General features: G+C 58.8%; 4 protein-coding genes. All 4 read left to right on the forward strand.

The window, feature by feature from the left end; all coding sequences use genetic code 11:
- Positions 1-4 precede the first annotated feature (4 nt).
- Positions 5-1270, forward strand: a complete 1266-nt coding sequence (hflX, locus tag ACIQU2_RS24485; protein WP_403144523.1) for a ribosome rescue GTPase HflX — start codon at positions 5-7, stop codon at positions 1268-1270.
- A gap of 96 nt (positions 1271-1366) precedes the next feature.
- Complete coding sequence (gene hflK / locus ACIQU2_RS24490; protein WP_403144514.1) at positions 1367-2539, forward strand: FtsH protease activity modulator HflK; 1173 nt, start codon at positions 1367-1369, stop codon at positions 2537-2539.
- Positions 2539-3408 (forward strand): protease modulator HflC, encoded by an 870-nt coding sequence (hflC, locus tag ACIQU2_RS24495; RefSeq protein WP_056746351.1) that lies wholly within the window; start codon positions 2539-2541, stop codon positions 3406-3408. Before hflK ends, hflC begins: the two co-directional genes overlap by 1 nt.
- Before the next feature lie 316 nt (positions 3409-3724).
- Complete coding sequence (locus ACIQU2_RS24500; RefSeq protein ID WP_403144518.1) at positions 3725-4912, forward strand: ATP phosphoribosyltransferase regulatory subunit; 1188 nt, start codon at positions 3725-3727, stop codon at positions 4910-4912.
- Positions 4913-4966: the final 54 nt, after the last annotated feature.

The raw sequence follows: 4966 nt of genomic DNA on the forward strand, positions 1-4966 counted from the left end.
AGTAATCCTCGTTCACTTGGATGGACAGGACCCTGAGGCGCGCGAAGATCCGCAGGAGTTTCAGGAGCTGGCTAATTCGGCGGGCGCCGAGACCGTTGCGTTTTTTAACGTGCCGCGTCATCGGCCAACCGCCAAATTTCTCATTGGCAGTGGCAAGGTCGAGGAACTACGCGACCTGGTCAAGGCCGAAGAGGCCGATCTGGTGATTTTCAATCACATCCTCACGCCCAGTCAGGAACGTAACCTCGAACGTGTTTTCGAGTGTCGCGTGATCGACCGCACCGGTCTGATTCTCGATATTTTCGCCCAACGCGCCCGTACCCATGAAGGCAAGCTCCAGGTAGAACTGGCCCAGCTTGACCACATGAGCACCCGGCTGGTTCGTGGCTGGACTCACCTTGAACGCCAAGGTGGCGGTATCGGCATGCGTGGCCCGGGTGAAACCCAATTGGAAACCGACCGCCGTTTGCTGCGGGTTCGCCTGCGACAGATCAAGGGCCGACTGGAAAAAGTGCGCAGTCAGCGCGAACAGTCGCGACGCGGTCGTTCGCGTGCGGATATTCCTACCGTGTCCCTGGTGGGGTATACCAACGCCGGCAAATCCACGCTCTTCAATAACGTGACGAAATCCGACGTGTACGCGGCTGACCAGTTGTTTGCCACGCTGGACCCGACCTTGCGCCGTCTGGAACTCGACGATCTGGGGCCGATTGTCCTGGCCGACACGGTGGGTTTCATACGCCACTTGCCCCACAAACTGGTCGAGGCGTTTCGGTCTACGCTCGAAGAGTCGAGCAACTCGGACCTGCTGTTGCACGTGATCGATGCGGCCGAACCGGATCGCATGTTGCAGATAGAGCAGGTGATGGTGGTGCTGGGCGAGATTGGTGCCCAGGACTTGCCGATACTCGAGGTCTATAACAAACTCGATTTGCTTGAAGGCGTTGAGCCACAAATCCAGCGCGACGAAAACGGCAAGCCCCAACGGGTCTGGCTGTCGGCGCGTGATGGCAGTGGTCTGGAATTGCTTGAGCAAGCCATTGCCGAGTTGCTGGGCGGTGATTTGTTTGTTGGCACCTTGCGCTTGCCGCAACGTTTTGCTCGACTGCGTGCGCAGTTTTTCGAACTCGGTGCGGTGCAGAAAGAAGAACACGACGAGGAAGGCATCAGCCTGCTGGCCGTTCGTTTGCCACGGATCGAGTTGAATCGACTGGTGAGCCGCGAAGGATTGCAGCCGATGGATTTCATCGAGCAACACACTTTGCAATAAAAGCCTGAGAAAGCGGTTGTGCCGCGGTGACAGGCATTCTGTAGCATTGGTCGGCGCGCCGTGGGTGCGTCTTTGCTTTATCAGATGGAGAGCGCTATGGCTTGGAATGAGCCGGGTGGCAACTCGAATAATCAGGATCCTTGGGGTGGCAAACGCCGCAATAACGGCGACCGCAAGGGACCACCGGATCTCGACGAGGCCTTCCGAAAGCTGCAGGAAAGCCTGAACGGGTTGTTCGGTGGTGGTAAGAAACGCGGTGATGACGGTGGCGGTTCGGGCAGGAGTAGCGGCTTCGGCGGTCTGCTCGGCATCGGCCTGGTCGTGTTGGCGGCCGTATGGCTGTACAGCGCGGTCTATGTAGTCGACGAGCAGGAGCAAGCCGTGGTGCTGCGCTTCGGCAAGTACTACGAAACTGTCGGCCCGGGTCTGAACATCTATTTCCCGCCGCTTGATCGCAAGTACCTGGAAAACGTCACGCGTGAGCGTGCCTATACCAAGCAGGGTCAAATGCTCACTGAAGACGAAAACATCGTCGAAGTGCCGCTGACCGTGCAGTACAAGATCAGCAACCTGCAGGACTTCGTGCTGAGCGTTGATCAGCCGGAAATCAGCCTTCAGCACGCGACCGAAAGTGCCTTGCGCCATGTGGTGGGTTCCACCGCGATGGATCAGGTGCTGACCGAAGGTCGTGAATTGATGGCCAGCGAAATCAAGGAGCGTCTGCAACGCTTCATGGATACCTATCGCACCGGTATCACCGTCACTCAGGTCAACGTACAGAGCGCAGCCGCACCGCGTGAAGTGCAGGAAGCCTTCGATGACGTGATCCGTGCCCGTGAAGACGAGCAGCGTTCGCGTAACCAGGCTGAAACCTACGCCAACGGCGTCGTGCCGGAAGCCCGTGGTCAGGCCCAGCGCATCATCGAAGATGCCAACGGTTACCGTGATGAAACCGTCTCGCGTGCCAAGGGTGAGGCTGATCGCTTCACCAAGCTGGTGAGCGAGTACCGCAAGGCACCTGAAGTTACCCGTGAGCGTCTGTACCTGGACACCATGCAGGAAGTCTTCAGCAACACCAGCAAGGTTCTCGTGACCGGCAACAAGAATGGCCAGAGCAATCTGCTCTACTTGCCGCTGGACAAAATGGTCGAAAGTGGTCGCAGCACCAGCACTCAGGTGACCGGCGCGGCAGCCACCAGCAATGAAGCGAATGCGCGTGCGGCTGCTGATCTGCAGCAACAGCCATCTCGCACCAGGGAGAGTCGCTGATGAGCAATAAATCGCTGATCGCCCTTATTGTCGGCGTCGTCGTGGCGATCGCTGCCTGGAACTGCTTCTACATCGTGGCTCAGACCGAGCGTGCGGTGCTGCTGCAGTTCGGTCGCGTGGTCCAGGCTGATGTTCAGCCAGGTCTGCATGTGAAAGTGCCTTACGTTAACCAGGTGCGCAAATTCGACGCCCGCCTGATGACGCTGGATGCACCGACACAGCGCTTCCTGACGCTGGAAAAGAAAGCCGTCATGGTCGATGCCTACGCCAAGTGGCGCGTGAAAGATGCCGAGCGCTTCTACACCGCGACTTCCGGCCTCAAGCAGATTGCTGACGAGCGACTGTCCCGTCGTCTGGAATCGGGCCTGCGTGACCAGTTCGGTAAGCGCACGCTGCATGAAGTGGTTTCCGGTGAGCGCGATGCGCTGATGACCGATATCACGGCTTCGCTGAACAAGATGGCGGAAAAAGAGCTGGGCATCGAAGTTGTCGATGTTCGGGTCAAGGCTATCGATCTGCCGAAAGAAGTGAACCGCAGCGTGTTCGAGCGCATGAGTTCCGAGCGTGAGCGTGAAGCTCGCGAGCACCGCGCCAAGGGTAACGAACTGTCAGAAGGCATTCGTGCCGACGCTGATCGTCAACGCCGCGTGTTGCTGGCTGAAGCCTATCGTGAATCTGAAGAGGTTCGCGGTGATGGTGACGCCCAGGCCGCTGCAATCTACTCCAAGGCCTACGGCCAGGATCAGGAGTTCTACGGTTTCTACCGTAGCCTGCGTGCCTACCGTGAAAGCTTCGCGAACAAATCCGACGTCATGGTCCTGGACCCAAGCAGCGACTTCTTCCGTTACTTGGAAAAAGCCAAGCCTTGATACGACGTTGACCTGAATCATCCCCCGCCTGACGGCTAACACCTCTGGCGGGGTGATCCTTTGGGAAAACGTGTGTATGATGCGGCAGCCGGGAAATTCCCGGCTTTTTTGCGTCTGCACGTTTGATTGCTGTTTTTTATGCAGGCGTCCGAGTTGAATGACTCGACAGGTTTTTCGAGGAAAGTGGTTGGTGAAGCCGATTTCAGGCTTTTCGCCGCGTTGTTCATGCGCGTGGTTTGCGCATGAACCGATCATTTTCTGCTTCACTCAAGGCTCGCCCAAAGGCTTGCCGCCCGGATCATAGGGGAATGGCGTAATGGCAACGGTAGACCGCTGGCTGCTGCCAGATGGCATCGAAGAAGTACTGCCACCAGAAGCGGCGCGCATTGAAGTCGCGCGTCGTCAGGTGTTGGATCTGTTCCAGAGCTGGGGTTACGAGTTTGTCGTGACTCCCCATATCGAGTACCTGGAATCCCTGCTGACCGGCGCGGGCCAGGACCTCGATCTGCGTACCTTCAAGGTCATCGACCCGCAATCGGGTCGGCAGATGGGTTTCCGTGCCGACATTACGCCGCAAGTGGCGCGTATCGATGCGCACACCTTGCGACGCGAAGGCCCGAGCCGTCTGTGCTATGCCGGTAGCGTGCTGCACGCTCAGCCGCGCGCCTTGTCGTCCTCGCGCAGCCCGATCCAGCTGGGTGCCGAGTTGTACGGCGATGCCAGCCCGAGCAGCGACGTGGAAGTCATCAGCCTGATGTTGGCTATGCTGCAACTGGCCGATGTGCCGGATGTGCACATGGATCTCGGTCATGTTGGTATCTACCGTGGCCTGGCTCGCGCCGCCGGTTTGTCCGGTGAAGTCGAGCAACAGCTGTTCGATGCATTGCAACGTAAAGCCATCGACGAGGTCATTACCTTGACCGAAGGCTTGCCTGCGGATCTGTCGGGCATGTTGCGGGCGCTGGTCGACCTGTGTGGCGGCCGTGAAGTATTGAGCGCTGCCCGCGAGCGTCTGGCGAATGCGCCGGCGCCGGTACTGGCAGCTCTGGACGATTTGTTGGCGATTGCCGAGCGTCTGTCCACGCGTTTCCCTGAGTTGCCGTTGTATTTCGACCTGGGCGAATTGCGCGGCTACCACTACCACACCGGTGTGGTGTTCGCGGTGTTCGTACCGGGTGTTGGCCAGTCCATAGCTCAGGGCGGTCGTTACGACGACATCGGTGCCGACTTCGGTCGGGCTCGTCCGGCAACCGGCTTCTCCACCGATTTGAAAACCCTGGTGACCCTGGGGCGTGCTGAGATCGAGCTACCGTCTGGCGGTATCTGGATGCCTGACAGTACGGATGCGGGACTCTGGCAGCAGGTTTGCCAGTTGCGCTGTGAGGGTCAGCGTGTCGTGCAGGCGTTGCCTGGGCAACCTTTGGCCGCCGCCCGTGAAGCGGACTGCGACCGGCAATTGATTCAGCAGAACGGGCTTTGGCAAGTATCGCCACTGGCTTCTTGAGTTTTCCTGCCGGCCGCGGCCGGCACCAAGTTTGCGCGAATGAGGACACGTGTT

This window comes from Pseudomonas sp. NPDC098740 (assembly GCF_044760065.1).
In the GTDB taxonomy this organism is placed as follows: domain Bacteria; phylum Pseudomonadota; class Gammaproteobacteria; order Pseudomonadales; family Pseudomonadaceae; genus Aquipseudomonas; species Aquipseudomonas rossensis.